The sequence below is a fragment of the Paenarthrobacter sp. MSM-2-10-13 genome (genome assembly GCF_011605365.1).
Taxonomy (GTDB): Bacteria; Actinomycetota; Actinomycetes; order Actinomycetales; family Micrococcaceae; genus Arthrobacter.
The window spans coordinates 353,935-370,206 of the sequence record NZ_JAAOXO010000003.1; the positions used below are offsets into that span (position 1 = coordinate 353,935).

A 16,272-nucleotide genomic window follows, 5' to 3' on the forward strand; every position below is an offset into this window, starting at 1 on the left:
TTACAAATTGGCTTATCGGGCGTGCGTCATGAGATGCCCGTCACAGCGGGCGTTAAGATTCCATAAAAACCGGGGTCCCGGCGTCGAACGCGGCCATACGCTCCTAGCGGAAGCAGCACACTGCTGCACGAAAGGACACCGTGACCACCCTGTCGAGGCCTCCGGCCGATCCGGCCAACCGGCCAAAGAACTCCTTCAAGCTCAAGCCATGGCTACTGGAAGGAATGCCGGATACCTCAGGGAAGCGACAGGGACCCCACGGTCGCCCCTCGGACTCGCACAAGCCCCAAGCCTGGTGGAAAGTCATGTGCCTCACGGGCCTGGACTACTTCTCCACCCTCGGCTACCAGCCAGCCATCGCCGCCCTGGCCGCCGGCCTGCTGTCCCCGCTGGCCACCCTGCTCCTGGTGCTCGCAACCCTGGCCGGCGCCCTCCCCGTATACCGGCGCGTTGCGAAGGAAAGCCCCCGCGGCGAAGGATCCATCGCCATGCTGGAGCGCCTGCTACCGCGATGGGGAGGCAAGCTGTTCGTCCTGGCCCTCCTTGGTTTTGCTGCGACCGACTTCATGATCACCATCACGCTGTCCGCCGCCGACGCCACAGCCCACCTCATCGAGAACCCCTTCGCGCCGCATTTCCTCGAAGGCCAGCAAGTAGTCATCACCTTGGCTTTGATCGCCGGCCTGGGCATCGTCTTCCTCCGCGGATTCAAAGAAGCCATCAACGTGGCCGTGGTGCTGGTGGCAGCATTCCTCGCGCTGAACCTTGTGGTGATCGTGGTGTCCATGACTCATCTCTTTACCGAAGCCGGCGTCATCACCGACTGGTGGAGTGCGCTCACCACGTCCCATGGCGACCCCATCATGATGATCGCCCTGGCACTTCTGGTCTTCCCCCGCCTGGCACTTGGGCTCTCCGGATTCGAAACCGGAGTTGCCGTCATGCCTCAAATCAAGGGCCACGCAACAGACACCGATGCCAAGCCCACTGGCCGGATCAAGGGTGCGCACAAGCTCCTCACCACCGCGGCCATCATCATGAGCTCATTCCTCATCACCTCCAGCTTCACCACCGTCATGCTGATCCCCGCCGCCGAATTCCAGGACGGCGGCAAAGCCGAAGGCCGCGCCCTCGCTTACCTGGCGCACAAATTCCTAGGAGACGGCTTCGGAACCGTCTATGACGTCAGCACCATCGCCATCCTCTGGTTCGCAGGCGCGTCAGCAATGGCCGGGCTCTTGAACCTCGTCCCCCGTTACCTGCCCCGCTATGGCATGGCGCCGGCATGGGCACGCGCCCTCCGCCCGCTGGTTCTGGTGTTCACCGTCATCGCCTTCTTTGTCACCATCATCTTCAAGGCGGACGTCAACGCCCAAGGTGGCGCCTACGCCACTGGTGTGCTGGTCCTGATAACCTCGGCCTCCATTGCCGTCACACTGTCTGCACGGCGGAAGAAGCAGCGGGCACAGGTCATCGGCTTTGGTCTGATCTCCCTCGTCTTCGTCTACACCACCGTAGTCAACTCGATCGAGCGCCCCGACGGCCTGAAGATCGCCGCCCTCTTCATTCTGGGCATCATGGTAGTTAGCTTCATATCCCGCATGCGGCGCGCGTTCGAACTTCGGGCCACTCACATCAAGATGGACGAGAAAGCCCTCGAATTCACGGCCAACGCCGCCGAAGGTCCCGTCCGCATCATCGCCCACGAACCCAAACACCTCAGCGCAAGCCGATACAGGGAGAAGCTCCAGCACGCCCAGCAGGCAAGTCACCTGCCCGTTGACTGCGACGCCGTCTTCATTGAGGTCATTGTGGACGACAGCTCCGACTTTGAGCAGGAGCTCCAAGTGGTGGGCAAGGTCCGGCACGGGTTCAAGATCCTGGAGGTGCACAGCAACAACGTGCCCAACACCGTGGCCGCAGTACTCCTCCACATCCGCGACGTCACAGGATTCATGCCCCATATCTACTTCCGCTGGACCGAGGGCAATCCGATCTCCAACCTCAGCAAGTTCCTGTTCTTCGGCGAAGGAGAGATCGCCCCGGTAACCCGCGAGGTACTTCGGGAGGCCGAGCCTGACATCACCCGACGCCCGTGGGTGCACGTGGGCTAGCCCCGGTTCCGCGCGTTCCTCCCCGGTTGGTCCCCTCGCAGGCCGCGCTCCTCCCCGGTTGGTCCCCTCGCAGGCTGCGTTCCTCCCCGGTTGGTCCCCTCGCAGGCCGCGCTCCTCCCCGGTTGGTCCCCTCGCAGGCTGCGCTCCTCCCCGGTTGCTCCCCTCGCAGGCGGCGTGGCTCGGACCGGCCAACTCCTGGCAGCCGGCTATTCCCGCAAGGACATCGCGCGCCTCCCCAGCCAGGGAGCGAAACAACCACGGCGTGGCATCTTCATGCTTGCGGAGCACAGACCCGAGTTGGCAACTGCCCTCCGCTACAACTCCTATGTCTCCTGCGCCAGCGCTGCACAACACTACGGATTGTGGATACGCAAAGCACCTGACCTCCACCATCTGGCATGCAATCACGGTCACGGCACCGGGTTCGTCAGGCACAGAACCATGAGATTCGAACCCCATCCCAGCCTCCCGATTGCCGCAGTGGAGGATGTGGTCCTTCACGCCATGGCTTGCCTGGAGCCGCCCGCTTCAACGGCAATGGCCGTCTCGGCAATTCGTTTGCACGGTGTACCGCTGGACCTGCTGAAGGAACAACTTCGTGGGGACAGGTCGCGGCCCGTCCTCAACGCGCTCAAGGATCTCAACCTGCGCGCAGAATCCATTGTTGAGGTCGATGCCCAGCACTTGCTCCGCACACACGGAATTGCCTTCGACGCCCAGGTGGCAATACCTGGCGTCGGGCGCGTCGACCTCCTTATCGAAGAATTCCTCATCATTGAAGTGGACGGCTTCGCGTTTCACTCCGACAGAAAGGCCCTCCGCAACGATCTGGCACGGAACAACGCCTCCACCATCAACGGGTATTTGGTCCTGAGGTACCCGCCGGAAGTCATCTGGTTCGAGCCGGAGCGGGTTATTGCGGAGATCCGGGCGGTTCTCACGCTGCGTCGGGATGCTCCTGCCCAGTTGGTAGGCAGCCTCCTACTCTGAGCGCCGGGATTACGGGGTTCAGCCCACTCCCCCGGCGCCAAAACTGGAGCTAACCGGGAGGGAGCGCAGCGCAGGGAGTGAAGCTAGCGGCTCGCCGCCGGCACCAGGACCCACAGCACCTCAACGGTCTCGTCCGTGGGGTTGATCCAAGTGTGGGGTTCCCGGCCCGGGAAGGAGAGAGTGTCCCCTTCTTCGAGGTCGTACTCCTCGTTGGTGAGGATGAGCTTGATCCGTCCCTTGACCACGTGCAGGACATCGACGTCGCAGTCCACGGCGTAGAGCTCGTTTTCGCCGCGGCCACGTGGCTCGATGGTTGCCTGCAGGATCTGTAAGCGACGCTCGGAGCGGGCGGTCAATAGACGCTCCACGATGCCCTGGCCGCCCAGGGAAATGCGGGGGCCGTCGTCGCGCTTGGTCAGGTGTGTCTCCGGAGCTGCGAAGAGGTCGCCCACGGAGACGGACAGCACTTGGCACAGAGTGACCAGCGAGGCAACCGACGGCGATGTCAGGTCCCGCTCCACCCGGCTGAGGAAGCCCTTGGTCAGACCGGTAGCGTCCGCCACTTGCTCGATGGTGAGGCGCTGCGCTTGCCGGGCTGCGCGGATTCTGGAACCGATGGCAACGGGAACATTGCTCGGTTCAACGGGTAGAGCCTTCATTCACGAACCTTTCAGGCCTGTCATGTGGCCCTGTCATTGGAGCAATAGTAGCCGGGAGACAGGCCAAGAACGCCAGAATACGCGGAAGCATGACCAAAGGATCTTGACTGTTACTCCCATCACAACATATCCTCAGAGGCAACAAGTGTTGCCTGTGAGGCACACAACACCTCCCCAATCTCCAATCATCAGCACAGAGACTTCGACTCTTCGCAGGAGTATCGTCGAAAACCCCAACCTCAGTGCATCAGCTCCAAGGACCGTTCATGGAATCATCGGCTATAAACATCGCAATCGTGGTGGTGTACCTGCTCGCCATGCTGGCATTCGGCTGGTGGGGCAAGTCCCGCACCAAGAACAACAGCGACTTCCTGGTGGCAGGCCGCCGCCTGGGCCCCTTCCTTTACACCGGCACCATGGCCGCAGTGGTCCTCGGTGGCGCATCCACCGTGGGCGGCGTCGGCCTGGGCTACAAGTTCGGCATCTCCGGCATGTGGCTTGTTGTGGCCATCGGCTCGGGTGTGCTGCTGCTCAGCCTCCTGTTCGCCGGGACCATCCAGAAACTCAAGATCTACACGGTCTCCCAGATGCTGACCCTCCGTTACGGCAGCACCGCAACCCAGACCTCGGGCATCGTCATGCTGGCCTACACACTGATGCTGTGTGCCACGTCCACCGGCGCCTACGCCACCATTTTCGTGGTCCTCTTCGGCTGGGAGCGTTGGCTGGCCATCGCCATCGGCGGCGCAATTGTCCTGGTCTACTCCACCATCGGCGGCATGTGGTCCATCACTTTGGCAGACCAGGTCCAGTTCGTCATCAAGACGGTGGGCATCTTCTTCCTGATGCTCCCCTTCGCCCTGAACGCTGCTGGCGGCCTGGACGGCATCCGCGCCCGCGTCGATGAGAGCTTCTTCGATATCGGCGGCATCGGCCTCCAAACGATCATCACCTACTTCGTCGTTTACACACTGGGCCTGCTGATCGGCCAGGACATCTGGCAGCGCGTCTTTACGGCCAAGACCCCCACGGTTGCCCGCTGGGGTGGGGCCACCGCCGGCATCTACTGCATCCTTTACGGCTTTGCCGGTGCCCTGATCGGCATGGCTGCCAGCGTTGCCCTCTCCGGTGTGGAGATCGCCGCCAAGGATGACGTCTACGCTGAAGTTGCCACCCGCCTGCTGCCCATCGGCATTGGTGGCTTGGTGCTCGCTGCAGCTGTCGCAGCCATGATGTCCACGGCTTCCGGCGCGCTGATCGCTGCCGCCACCGTTGCCCGCGCAGACGTCATGCCTTTTGTTGCCAGCTGGTTCGGCAAGAAGGTGGACACCTCCGATTCCGACAACCCTGAGCACGACGTCAAGGCCAACCGCTACTGGGTCCTCGGACTGGGAATCGTGGCCATCATCATCGCCATCTCCACCAAGGACGTAGTGGCCGCTCTGACCATCGCCTACGACATCCTTGTGGGCGGCCTGCTGGTAGCCATCATCGGTGGCCTGGTGTGGAAGCGCGGAACGGGCATCGCTGCAGCATGGTCCATGGCGGCCGGTTCAGTGGTAACCCTGGGCACCATGATCATCCTCGAGATCAACGCCGAAGTTCCCCTGGACGGCATCTACGCCAACGAGCCCATCTACTATGGCCTGATCGCCTCGGCACTGGTCTATGTGGTGGTTTCGCTCGCCAGCAAGCCCACCGATCCGGCAGTCATGAAGGCTTGGACCGACCGCATTGCGGGCACACGCGTGGCAGAGGAAGAGGTCACCACGCCCGCCTCGTAGGCAGGTACAAAGAAACAAGCAAAGTTCGACGGCGGCGCCTCCCCTTTCCGGGGCGGCGTCGCCGTTGCTGCGTCCCCGGAGGCGTTGCGTGGCCCGCTCTGCACGATAAGGCGCGAACAAAGGGCGCAGAACGGGCCCCGCAACGAACACACCAGAAACCCCGGCGAAAACGGCCACACCCACGGTCCCGGTGATTCCCGCCGTCGACCTCTTCACAGGCATGGTGACCATCACGACAAAGGACCGGACCGGGCGCTTCAGGCATCCCCAGCCGCAGTTGATCGCGCAGGCGTTGGCCCAAGCCATCCGCCCACCGCGCTGGTGTGAGGCGTCAAGGACGGTGACGGTGACTGTTGCCGCCGTCGGGAAGCGGGCAGGCCTCCAATGTCACTTCACGCTGAGCTGCGACCACCCGGCCTAGAGTTCCTCGTCCTCCTCGCGGAATTCTTCGGTTTCGTCGATGGGGACCACGCGTTCGTCGTCCTCGGGGGCGTCTACTTCCTCAACCCAGGGCTGGTCCACTTCCTGGTCTTCGGCGTAGTCGTAGGCCGGGTCGGACTCGATGGTTGCCCGTTCCGGGTGGTTGGCGTGTGATTCGGTGGTGTTCATGGTGCAACCTCCGTCTCGTGGGCCGGTTGGCCGGTGTCCTTCCATCTGAGCACCGGCGCAAACAAGGGTCAAGGAGCGGAAGGAAATTACGGTGCACCGAACACTCCAGTTGAGGAATACCGGCCAAAAATCCGCGCGGATAAGCGGTAGTGTGGGGCGTGCAATGGGGCGCAACTACCCCACCCAGCACAGGAGACAAGTGCCCAGCACAGGAGACGTAGTGCAGATGCACCAGGAATCCCACAGTTCGTCGAGCCCCGCTCCGGACCCCACCCCCGACTCAGCAGCCCCCGCATCAGCAGCCGCGCTTCCGTCGAACGCGGACATCCGCCGGTGGCGCCAGTACCTGGCCGATGAGCGTGCCGAAGCCGCCGTGTACCGCGAACTTGCCCAGCGGCGTGACGGCGAGGAGCGCCAAATCCTGCTCGCCTTGGCCGAAGCTGAAGGCCGCCACGAAGCCCACTGGCTCAAGCTCCTTGGCGAGCACGCCGGAATGCCCAAGGCAGCGTCCGCCCGGAGCCAGTTCCTGGGATTCCTTGCCCGCAATTTCGGCTCGGTCTTTGTGCTGGCGTTGGCCCAACGCGCCGAGGGTCGTTCCCCCTACGGCACCGAGCCTGCAGCAACGCCTGCCATGGTTGCCGATGAACAAATCCACGAGGAAGTTGTCCGGGGCCTGGCCACGCGCGGACGCAACAGGCTCTCCGGAACCTTCCGCGCCGCAGTCTTTGGCGCCAATGACGGACTGGTCAGCAACCTCTCGTTGGTGATGGGCATGGCAGCAACCGGTGTACCCAGCCCTGTAGTCCTGATGAGTGGCGTGGCAGGCTTGTTGGCCGGTGCGCTGTCCATGGGCGCGGGCGAATACGTCTCGGTCCGCTCGCAGCGCGAACTCCTTAACGCCACGCTTCCCACGCAGGCAACGCTGACTGCCGCGCCTTCGTTGGATATTGAGCACAACGAACTGGTCCTGGTGTACCTTGCCAGGGGCATGACCCGTGAAGCTGCGGAGCACCGAGCGGCCGAACGTATGGGTTTGTTCAGCTGCGACTGCGATCCGAGCCTGTCCTTGCAACCGGAAAAACCGCCGGCGGACGAGCACGAGTCCGTAGGCTCCGCATGGGGCGCGGCATTGTCCAGCTTCTGCTTCTTCGCCTCAGGTGCAATAGTGCCCATCCTGCCCTTCATCTTCGGCATGACGGGCCTTGCAGCCTTGATGGTGGCCGGGGTCCTGGTGGGCATCGCGCTCCTGGCCACGGGCGCCGTCGTCGGCTTGCTGTCCGGAACCTCGCCGCTGAGCCGCGGACTGCGTCAGCTGGCCATCGGCCTGGGAGCCGCAGCTGCAACCTATGGGCTGGGCCTGGTGTTCGGGGCAACCATCATCTAAGTTTGGACGGCTCGGCCCGCAGAACGTAATGTTGGTTCGTCCTCCGCGCTGCCCCGCGTGATCCAGGGCATCATGAACGGAGAACCGTGGACCCGGAGCGGGAAGCAACACGTGCGCCAAAACACCGACGCAGTTCAACAGCTGTGCGGGTTCTCCGCGGTGTCCTCATGGCCGGAATCGCCGCAATCGTCGCTGTTCTGGTGAGTGGATATCTGCAGGGTGATCCCCGCATCACCGCACTGTTCCCGGGTGTCAGCGTTCCGGGTGCCCCGCAAAAGGGACCGGGCGTTGCAGAACCGGGGCGTGCCCCTGACGCGCCACCCCCGGGGCTTGAGGAGGCGGATGCCCCGCTGGCCTCCCCGTCAGCCCCCGGCACCACCAACGACTCATACAAGTTCCTGGCCACCAACGACGACGGCACACCCGTAGGTTATTCGCCGTGCCGCCCGCTTCATTACGTTGTGAACAACGCCACCGCACCTGTTGGCTCCGATGCCCTGCTGGCCACCGCCCTGGCCAATATTTCTGCGGCGTCGGGCATTCAGTTCATTGACGACGGCACCACGGACGAGTTGCCCGTGGACCGGCGCGAGCCCTACCAGCCGTCCAAATACGGTGACCGGTGGGCTCCCTTGCTGATCTCGTGGACCACCCCGGTGGAGGCCCCGGCGCTGGCGGATAACGTCATCGGGACCGGAGGCAGCACCATGTACTCCCTCAATAAGGGCCCCAAAAGTTACATCACGGGGAGCTTGGAGCTGGATACCCCGCAGGTCACGGAACTGCTTGCCAGCCCCGGCGGGGCCGACTACGTCCTGGCAGTCATGCAGCACGAACTGGGCCACGTGATGGGCCTGGATCACGTGGATGATCCCATCCAACTCATGTATCCGGAGATCGGGGCTCCCGACGGACTCGCGGCGGGAGACCTGAACGGCCTGCATCTTCTTGCCTCGGCGCCTTGCCGCAAGGACATCTGAGCGGCTTCGCGCCTCAAGCATTCGCGGCGTTGACTCCCGCCATGGACTCCCGGCGGAGTGGGACTTATGCTGGCCACTACGGTCGACGGCGGCGCCCCACCTCCCGTCGCGGCCTCCACGTCAGGGGGTTCCATGGAACCTTACGGGTCGCCCCAGTGGCCGGACCCCGATCCCCCTCGCCCGAAATACCTCCCGCATTCCCAGCGCCCGCCGGACCCTCCGCAGATCAGGCCGCCCATCAAGCACAGCAGCATCGCGGCCATCATGTTCCTCATCAGCGTCCTGGCGCTGGTGTGCGCGGGAGCCTACTTCAGCGGCGAACTCCGTCAGTTCCTGTATGGCCCGTCCGCAACACAAAGCCAGGCTCCCCGGCCCGGATTGGTTCCTTTCGGCCAACGCCAGGACCCCGTCCCGGGACTCGAAGAAGCGGACGCGCCGCTGGGGACACCAGCCCCGCTCAACCGCACCAGTTCCTCATATAAGTTCCTGGCCGTCAAAGAAGACGGAACCCCGCTGGCCTATTCGCCGTGCAGGCCTATCCACTACGTGGTCAACTCGGACCTCGCGCCGGCCTCGTGGCAGCCTTTGGTGGTGGAGGCAGTGGAGCAGGCCAGTTCAGCTACGGGACTGAGGTTCGTCTATGACGGCCCCAGTTCCGAAGTTCCCTCCCCCACCAGGTCCGGATACCAGCCTGAAAGGTACGGGGACCGCTGGGCACCGGTCCTCATTGCGTGGACCACCCCGGAGCAGGTGCCACGCCTGATCGGGCAGACTGTGGGGCTTGGCGGGAGTTCTTCCATTGGTCTCAGCGACGGCTACAAAGCGTATGTCACCGGGACGGTGTCCTTGGATGCTCCCCAGTTCGCTGAGATCGTGAACGCTCCCAACGGGGAGGAGATCGGCGTAGCTGTGATCATGCACGAGCTCGGTCATCTCCTGGGCCTGGACCATGTGGACGATCCCCGGCAGCTCATGTTCGATCAAGCTTCCTGGGTGCGCGGGTACGCTGCCGGCGACCTCACCGGCTTGGCCCAGCTGGGCAGGGGACCTTGCAGCAAGGATTTCTGAGGTCCTACGGGGCAAGCACCGCCAAGGCCTCCTCCACCGTGTCCACCAGGAAGATCTTCTCCGCCATCGGTTTCCCGGCCGCGAGGCTCTGCACCATGGGCCAGGCGGGAAATGTCCGTTCCCAGTGTTCGCGTCCCACCAGCACCATGGGCGTGATGGTCTCAGGGGCTCCGTAGTAGTTCTCGCACGCGTCCTGGAAGATCTCCTGTACCGTTCCGGCCGCGCCCGGCAGGAACACAATGCCGCCGTCGCAGAGCTCCAGCAGGATGGCTTCACGGATAGCGTTGGCGAAGTACTTGGCGATGTGGGTGGCGAAAAGATTGGGCGGCTCGTGGCCGTAAAACCATGTGGGAATACCGAGCGTTGGGGTACCGTCCGGATAGCGTTCGACGACGGCGGCTGCTTGCCGCGCCCAAGCCGTCACCGAGGGCCTGAATCCCGGTACCGCAGCGAGGGCCTCAAGCGCAGCGGTGAAGTCGGCGTCGGAGACTCTGCTCAAGTAAGCCCCAAGGTTGGCCGCTTCCATGGCGCCGGGGCCACCGCCCGTAGCTACGGTAAAGCCGGCTTGGGCCAGCAACCGTCCCAGGTGCGCGCCGTCGGCGAATTCCTTGGTCCCCCGCTGTGCCGCGTGACCGCCCATGACGCCCACCACCCTGGTGCCGGAGAGCGCGCCGTGCTCCAGCAACTCGTCCAAGGCATCGCCGATTGCGTGATCGTGCAGGGCTGCGGCGAGGGTGGCGTCCAGGCTGCCTCGTCGCCCGGGCAGGATGCTCCATTGGTAAATGCGGGCGTCCAGGGTGGACTCGTATTCCGTGGAGGAAATGTCCGCGTACAGTTCCCCGGCTGTGTAGACCCCGCTTCGGTAAGGGTTGAACGGCACATTGTGAAGCTTGGGAAAGATGAGCGCTCCCCGCCGTCGGAGGCTTTCCTCCACCCCATCATCAAAGGTGCAGCCCAGGAAGATCGCACCTTCAGGGTCCAAGGCTTTGAGGTCCCGTGCGTGGCCTCGCAGGTCCAGCGACTGAGCGTGCCAGCCGTGCATGGACCCGGCTCCTGCACTGACCAGGTGGCTGAAGTGGGCCACACTTTCGACGTCCAGTGTGCGGGGACTCGGGTTCAAGGATCCGGAGCGATTCATGGTTTCAGCGTAGTGCTGGCATGGAAGTTTGCCGGAACCCTACCCACGGCCCATCAGCGGGAGTACAGTAGCGCTCACTGCATCGTTTTCACGCGGGGAACCCGTGGGGCGGTGAATAACTCAATCCGACATGGCGTCCTGGGGGCGTCGTAAGTTTGCCGGCTGGGGGGCCCAACATCTGCTCAAGGAGCATGGTTGTGGACCGTCCAAAATACGTTCGTCGTCATACTCGACTACCACTCGTCAGCACCCGTACCTTTGCCCGGCGAATCCTTGGATTCCTGCTGGGCCTTTCTGTTGCCCTTTCATCCCTTGTCTTCGGCCTGGCCATGCCCGCCTCGGCGGCCGCACCTCCTTGTCCCGGCACCGGCGGTGCGCAGATGATCGTCGCTCACACCGATGATGATCTGATCTTCATCAGCCCGGACTTCATGCGGGACATCCAAGCCAAACGCTGCGTCCAGACCGTCTACATCACAGCGGGGGAAGCCGGTGAAGGGCAGTCCTATTGGGGTGGCCTGGAGGACGGCATCCGGTCGAGTTATGCCCTGATGGCCGGGGTAGCCAACGCCTGGACGGCTTCTGACGCCGGCGTTCCTGAGCGGCCACTGACCGTTCACACGCTCAATGCCGCCCCGAATATTTCAGTGGTTTTCCTGCGGCTTCCGGATGGCTTCCCCAATGGCAATGGCAGCAGCCGTTACAACGGCCAGAGCATCCTCAAACTGTGGGACGGCCGCATCTCCACCATCCGCCCCGTTGATGGATCTGCCACGTACACAAAAGCCCAACTCCAGAGCGTGTTGAACCGGCTCGTGGCCAACTACAAGCCCACCACGTTTCGGACCCAGGACTGGACCGGCAACTTCACCACCCCGTATGACCACAGCGACCATTGGGCTGCGGCCAAGTTCGGTCAGCTGGCCACCCGCGCCTACACGGGACCACATACTTCCTCCGCCTACGACGCGTACGTGATTGACGAGTACGCACAGAACGTCACAGGGGCCGAATTGACCAGCAAGGTCAACACTTTCAGGCGCTTCGCTGAGTTTGATGAGTACCTCTGCGGTGCCGTTTGCCCGGACACCCCTTACAGCGACTGGCTCAAGCGGCAGTACATCACGTCGATCGAGTGGACCGGAAACGCAGCAAAATCGGCGGGAACCACGGTGTCAGCGTCCTCCCAAAAGGCCTCCGCACAAAGTCCGGAGAAGGCGCGGGATGGATATGCCTGGGGCACTCCCATGGATGCCAACCGCGAGTGGGTCACCAACGGGGGCAAGGCTGGTAGCTGGATCCAGTACAACTTCTCCCCTGCCCGGACCATCAACGCAGTGACACTCTTTGACCGTCCCTTGCCCAGCGACCACGTCACCGGCGGCAATCTCACATTTTCTGACGGCACCACCGTCCCGGTTGCGGCCCTGCCCAACAACGGCTCAGGATTGACTACCAACTTTCCTGCCAGGACTGTCAGCTCCGTACGCTTTAACATCAGCTCCGTCAGCGGTACCACCACCAACGTGGGCCTGGCCGAATTCGAAGCGCATATCACCGCCGATGTTGTTGCCCCCGTGGTCACAGCCACACCGGCAGGCGGCACGTACGACGTCGGACAGAAGGTCACGCTTGCCGTGAACGAGCCGGCCACCATCTACTACACCGTGGACGGGTCCACACCCACCACGGCCAGCAGCAAATACGCCACCCCCCTCACGGTGAACGGGCCGCTGACCCTGAAGTACTTCGCTGTAGACACCGCGAACAACCCATCCGCAGTGGTCACCCAGGTCTATTCCACAGGCCCTGACGTCACCAAGCCCGTGGTCACAGCCAACCCTGCCGGCGGCGCGTACGCTCCCGGCACCACCATCACCCTCACGGTCAATGAAGCGAATTCGGTCATCAAATACACCAAAGATGGTACCGACCCCTTGGCCGCCGGCGTGGTGTACTCGGCACCGATCACCTTCGACGGCCCGGGCCCGATGACACTGAAGTACTCCGCCACGGATCCTGCCGGAAACGTCTCCGACGTCGTCACCCAGACGTACACGGTGCCGCCGGACACCACAGCCCCCGTGGTCACAGCCAACCCCACCAGCCGGGCACTGGCCAGCGGGGCAACCATCACCCTGACCGCAAATGAGCCGGGGGCTGCCATCTACTACACCACCGATGGCAGCACACCCACTGCGGTGGAATCGGCAACGAACATCAAATACTCGGCCCCGATTCTCATGGGCACCTCAACCCTGAACCTGAAGTACATCGGGGTGGACACTGCCGGTAACGCCTCAGCCGTGGGCAACCAGACGTACACCGTGCCCGCAGCCGGACCGCCGTCGGCCCATGACTTCAACGGTGACGGCAAAGCCGATGTCCTAGCCTCCGATACCGCTGGAAATCTGTACTTGTACCCCGGTGACGGTGCGGGCGGGCTATCGGAACGCCAGGTGGCCCTGGCGGCACCGGCGTGGTCCACCGTCAACGAAACCATCACCCCCGGCGACTTCAACAGGGACGGCAAGAATGACCTCCTGGCCCGCGCCGGAGACGTCGTGTGGTTCTACCCGGGCAACGGTGCCGGCAGTTTCGGAGCCCGGGTACAGGTCAGCACCGGCTGGAGCACCATGAGCCAGCTGTTCTCTCCCGGCGACTTCAGCGGCGACGGTATTCCGGACTTCATTGGCCGGCTGAGCTCCGGGGAGCTGCGGCTCTACGAAGGCAACGGAACCGGCGGCCAGCGGACTCCCACCACCATTGGATCCGGGTGGAATGTGATGAATGCAATTCTGAGCACGGGGGACTTTAATGGAGATGGAAAGGCAGATGTGCTGGCGCGCCGTTCGGACACGGGTGCACTCTGGCTCTACCCCGGAAACGGAACCCGCGGATGGCTCCAGTGGAAGCAAATCTCAACGGGTTGGGACAACCGAACATCGATAGCCGGGCCCCGCGACCTCAACGGCGATGGCAGCAATGACGTCGTAGGCCGCATCGGCGACACCCTGTGGCTGTACCCGGGCACAGGCAGTGGAGCGTTCAGCACTGTGCCGCCCATCAGCCTCGGCACCGGTTGGCAGGCCATGAAGATCATCGCCTAGCCAGCCCCCACGGACCTGGCGCGGGTCGGAGTTTTCCCCCAGACTCTTCGGCTCGCGTCAGCTACTTAGAGCACGACGACGGCCCGTCACCTTCCGTAGGGAAGGCGCCGGGCCGTCGTCGTGAGTTAGCTGTAGAACCTAGAGCGTTGCGTAAACTTCGCGCAGCAGCGTGGCGGTTTCGGACGGCGTCTTGCCGACCTTCACGCCTGCAGCTTCGAGAGCTTCCTTCTTGGCCTGTGCCGTTCCTGCAGAGCCGGAGACGATGGCGCCTGCGTGGCCCATGGTCTTGCCCTCCGGAGCGGTGAAGCCTGCAACGTAGCCAACAACCGGCTTGGTGACGTTGGCCTTGATGAAGTCGGCTGCGCGCTCTTCAGCGTCGCCACCGATTTCGCCGATCATGACGATTGCCTTGGTCTCCGGATCAGCCTCGAACGCAGCCAGGGCGTCGATGTGCGTGGTGCCGATGATGGGGTCGCCACCGATGCCGATCGCGGTGGAGAAGCCGAGGTCGCGGAGTTCGTACATCATCTGGTAGGTCAAGGTACCGGACTTGGACACCAGGCCGATGGGGCCCTTGCCCGTGATGTTCGCCGGGGTGATACCAACCAGTGCTTCGCCGGGGGTGATGATGCCGGGGCAGTTCGGTCCGATGATGCGGGTGATCTGCTTGCCGTCAGCGTCAACCTTGGACTGGGCGAGAGCCCAGAATTCGGCGGAGTCCTGAACAGGAACGCCTTCGGTGATGACAACTACCAGGCCGATGCCGGCTTCGATGGCTTCAACTACGGCGTCCTTGGTGAATGCCGGGGGTACGAAGACGATGGAGACGTCAGCGCCGGTTTCAGCGATGGCTTCCTTGACGGTGCCGAAGACGTTGATTTCCTTATCGCCGTGCAGGACCGTGGTGCCGGCCTTGCGGGCGTTGACGCCACCAACAATGTTGGTGCCGGCCTTGAGCATGAGGGCGGTGTGCTTGGTGCCCTCGCCGCCGGTGATGCCCTGAACGATGACTTTGGAGTCCTTGTTGAGGTAGATAGACATTGTCGCGTCCCTTTACTTAGCTGCGTTGGCGAGCTCGGCGGCCTTGTCGGCGCCCTCGTCCATGGTGGCGGCCAGGGTAACCAGCGGGTGGTTGGCCTCGGTCAGGATGCGGCGGCCTTCCTCAACGTTGTTGCCGTCGAGGCGAACTACCAGCGGCTTGTTCGCGGAGGAACCCAGCTCAGCCAGTGCGCCGACGATGCCCTTGGCAACGGCGTCACAGGCGGTGATGCCACCGAAGACGTTCACGAACACGCTCTTGACCTGGGAGTCGCCCAAGATGACGTCGAGGCCGTTGGCCATGACCTCGGCGGAAGCTCCACCGCCGATGTCCAGGAAGTTGGCGGGCTTGACGTTGCCGTGGTTCTCGCCGGCGTATGCAACGACGTCGAGGGTGGACATCACAAGACCGGCGCCGTTGCCGATGATGCCTACTTCGCCGTCCAGCTTGACGTAGTTGAGGTCCTGGGCCTTGGCCTTGGCCTCCAGCGGGTCAGCTGCATCCTTGTCTTCCAGGTGCGCGTGGTGCACGTGGCGGAAGTCAGCGTTCTCATCCAGGGAGACCTTGCCGTCGAGGGCAACGATCTCGCCGGCGCCGGTGCGGACCAGCGGGTTGACCTCAACCAGGGTTGCGTCTTCCTTCTTGAAGACGTCCCAGAGCTTCAGAATGACGTCGGCCACTTTGCCGCGCAGTTCTTCAGCGAAACCTGCAGCTGCGACGATCTCGTCAGCCTTGGCCTGGTCGATGCCCACTGCGGGGTCGATGGCGATCTTGGCCAGGGCCTCGGGACGCTCCACGGCAAGCTGTTCGATCTCCATGCCGCCCTCAACCGAGCACATGGCCAGGTAGTTGCGGTTGGCGCGGTCCAGGAGGACCGAGAAGTAGAACTCTTCGGCAATGTCAGCACCTTGGGCGATCATCACCTTGTTGACGGTGTGGCCCTTGATGTCCATGCCCAGGATGTTGGTGGAGTGCTCAAGTGCCTCTTCGGCAGTCTTGGCAACCTTGACGCCGCCAGCCTTGCCGCGGCCACCAACCTTAACCTGTGCCTTGACGACAGTTACGCCGCCGATCTTCTCGGCAGCTGCCTTTGCTTCTTCAGGAGTGTGCGCCACGATGCCGGCGAGCACGGGTACACCGTGCGCTTCGAACATATCGCGCGCCTGATATTCAAACAGGTCCACGGTTTAGTGTCCTTCTACGTCGAAGTAGTTTTCTGTTCAGCCGGGAACCGCGATGACCGCGATAGCCAGCTGCGGAAAGTACGCGGTAACAACCAGGATTGAAGCCGGTCACATTGCGTAAGGTCCTCTCGGAACTTTAGCCCTTTGAGGAGTCCCGCCAGCTACACACTACCTGTTAAGTGAGTAACCTTACACTTCTATCGACTGTAGAAA

At 63.1% G+C, this 16,272-nt stretch carries 12 protein-coding genes; 7 read left to right on the forward strand and 5 right to left on the reverse strand.

Features of this window, described 5'->3' with window-relative positions; all coding sequences use genetic code 11:
* Positions 1 to 140 precede the first annotated feature (140 nt).
* Both HAV21_RS09940 and HAV21_RS09945 read left to right on the forward strand, forming a co-directional pair.
* A complete protein-coding gene (locus HAV21_RS09940) occupies positions 141 to 2,114 on the forward strand; it encodes an APC family permease (RefSeq protein ID WP_142940052.1) in 1,974 nt (657 codons plus the stop codon).
* A 174-nt stretch (positions 2,115 to 2,288) separates the two neighbouring features.
* Entirely contained in the window at positions 2,289 to 3,104 is an 816-nt protein-coding gene (locus HAV21_RS09945; RefSeq protein WP_347877637.1) for a DUF559 domain-containing protein, read from the forward strand.
* Between the two features lie 83 nt (positions 3,105 to 3,187).
* On the opposite strand, the gene HAV21_RS09950 is transcribed toward HAV21_RS09945, so the two are convergent.
* A complete protein-coding gene (locus tag HAV21_RS09950) occupies positions 3,188 to 3,763 on the reverse strand; it encodes a cupin domain-containing protein (RefSeq protein WP_024819844.1) in 576 nt (191 codons plus the stop codon).
* Positions 3,764 to 4,029: 266 nt separating this feature from the next.
* Between HAV21_RS09950 and HAV21_RS09955 the strand changes: the two genes are divergently transcribed.
* Complete coding sequence (locus HAV21_RS09955) at positions 4,030 to 5,547, forward strand: sodium:solute symporter (RefSeq protein ID WP_208096533.1); 1,518 nt, start codon at positions 4,030 to 4,032, stop codon at positions 5,545 to 5,547.
* A gap of 417 nt (positions 5,548 to 5,964) precedes the next feature.
* On the opposite strand, the gene HAV21_RS09960 is transcribed toward HAV21_RS09955, so the two are convergent.
* Complete coding sequence (locus HAV21_RS09960; protein ID WP_142940054.1) at positions 5,965 to 6,156, reverse strand: hypothetical protein; 192 nt, start codon at positions 6,154 to 6,156, stop codon at positions 5,965 to 5,967.
* Positions 6,157 to 6,382: 226 nt separating this feature from the next.
* Between HAV21_RS09960 and HAV21_RS09965 the strand changes: the two genes are divergently transcribed.
* The 3 genes from HAV21_RS09965 to HAV21_RS09975 all read left to right on the forward strand — a co-directional run bounded on the left by HAV21_RS09965 (position 6,383) and on the right by HAV21_RS09975 (position 9,588).
* Positions 6,383 to 7,540 (forward strand): VIT1/CCC1 transporter family protein, encoded by a 1,158-nt coding sequence (locus HAV21_RS09965; protein WP_142940069.1) that lies wholly within the window; start codon positions 6,383 to 6,385, stop codon positions 7,538 to 7,540.
* Between the two features lie 143 nt (positions 7,541 to 7,683).
* On the forward strand, positions 7,684 to 8,520 hold the full coding sequence (locus HAV21_RS09970) for a matrixin family metalloprotease (protein ID WP_166841666.1): 837 nt from the start codon (positions 7,684 to 7,686) through the stop codon (positions 8,518 to 8,520).
* A 66-nt stretch (positions 8,521 to 8,586) separates the two neighbouring features.
* Complete coding sequence (locus tag HAV21_RS09975; protein ID WP_166841572.1) at positions 8,587 to 9,588, forward strand: matrixin family metalloprotease; 1,002 nt, start codon at positions 8,587 to 8,589, stop codon at positions 9,586 to 9,588.
* 4 nt (positions 9,589 to 9,592) lie between these two features.
* Here the strand turns inward: HAV21_RS09975 and HAV21_RS09980 are convergent, their stop codons facing one another.
* On the reverse strand, positions 9,593 to 10,726 hold the full coding sequence (locus HAV21_RS09980; protein WP_166841573.1) for an LOG family protein: 1,134 nt from the start codon (positions 10,724 to 10,726) through the stop codon (positions 9,593 to 9,595).
* Positions 10,727 to 10,917: 191 nt separating this feature from the next.
* Between HAV21_RS09980 and HAV21_RS09985 the strand changes: the two genes are divergently transcribed.
* The gene (locus HAV21_RS09985) at positions 10,918 to 13,836 is read left to right on the forward strand and encodes a chitobiase/beta-hexosaminidase C-terminal domain-containing protein (protein ID WP_166841574.1); all 2,919 of its coding nucleotides are present in this window, start codon (positions 10,918 to 10,920) and stop codon (positions 13,834 to 13,836) included.
* Between the two features lie 138 nt (positions 13,837 to 13,974).
* On the opposite strand, the gene sucD is transcribed toward HAV21_RS09985, so the two are convergent.
* Complete coding sequence (gene sucD, locus HAV21_RS09990; RefSeq protein WP_062070672.1) at positions 13,975 to 14,877, reverse strand: succinate--CoA ligase subunit alpha; 903 nt, start codon at positions 14,875 to 14,877, stop codon at positions 13,975 to 13,977.
* Between the two features lie 12 nt (positions 14,878 to 14,889).
* The gene (gene sucC / locus HAV21_RS09995; protein WP_011773779.1) at positions 14,890 to 16,059 is read right to left on the reverse strand and encodes an ADP-forming succinate--CoA ligase subunit beta; all 1,170 of its coding nucleotides are present in this window, start codon (positions 16,057 to 16,059) and stop codon (positions 14,890 to 14,892) included.
* Positions 16,060 to 16,272 lie beyond the last annotated feature (213 nt).

Bases quoted from the DNA above. Each gene is read 5' to 3' on its own strand.
- HAV21_RS09960 (WP_142940054.1), bottom strand. From the start codon at position 6,156: ATGAACACCACCGAATCACACGCCAACCACCCGGAACGGGCAACCATC.
- HAV21_RS09975 (WP_166841572.1), top strand. From the start codon at position 8,587: ATGCTGGCCACTACGGTCGACGGCGGCGCCCCACCTCCCGTCGCGGCC.
- HAV21_RS09980 (WP_166841573.1), bottom strand. From the start codon at position 10,726: ATGAATCGCTCCGGATCCTTGAACCCGAGTCCCCGCACACTGGACGTC.
- HAV21_RS09965 (WP_142940069.1), top strand. From the start codon at position 6,383: ATGCACCAGGAATCCCACAGTTCGTCGAGCCCCGCTCCGGACCCCACC.
- HAV21_RS09985 (WP_166841574.1), top strand. From the start codon at position 10,918: ATGGTTGTGGACCGTCCAAAATACGTTCGTCGTCATACTCGACTACCA.
- sucD (WP_062070672.1), bottom strand. From the start codon at position 14,877: ATGTCTATCTACCTCAACAAGGACTCCAAAGTCATCGTTCAGGGCATC.
- HAV21_RS09950 (WP_024819844.1), bottom strand. From the start codon at position 3,763: ATGAAGGCTCTACCCGTTGAACCGAGCAATGTTCCCGTTGCCATCGGT.
- HAV21_RS09955 (WP_208096533.1), top strand. From the start codon at position 4,030: ATGGAATCATCGGCTATAAACATCGCAATCGTGGTGGTGTACCTGCTC.